General features: G+C 56.7%; 1 pseudogene. It reads left to right on the top strand.

The features are described 5' to 3' along the window. Window positions 1–416, top strand: a pseudogene (locus tag HMPREF2560_RS00180) (RHS repeat family protein); the annotation flags it as partial.

Below are 416 nucleotides of genomic sequence, written 5' to 3'. Positions count from 1 at the left end.
TGCGGATTACCGAGTTCAAACGCGACGTATTGGGACGCTTAATCCATACCCTCGCCCGCAACAATGACAAGGTTCAGGAAACCGTTTACCAATACGACCTGGACGGCAACCTCGTCCGTGCCGCCAACAGCCACAGCATTACCTGCTTCGACTACAACGGCAACGGCCAAATCATCGGCCAGCACCAATGGAGGGTACCGGCTAAGGAAGAGAACGCCCGAAACGGATTGCCCGAAACCGACTGGCGCGATGCGCAGTACGACATGCTGTACCTGCCCGTTACCGAAAGCATCCGCTACCACTACGACTTCAACGGCAACCGTACCGCCACCGTCCTGCCCGACGGCAGACAGATCAACTATCTGTATTACGGCAGTGGCCACCTGCACCAAATCAGCCTCGACGACGAAGTCATC

This window comes from Neisseria sp. HMSC078H04, assembly GCF_001838135.1.
Taxonomy (GTDB): domain Bacteria; phylum Pseudomonadota; class Gammaproteobacteria; order Burkholderiales; family Neisseriaceae; genus Neisseria.
Note: the sequence above shows the minus strand (reverse complement) of the source record. Positions and strands in the feature narration are given on the sequence as shown.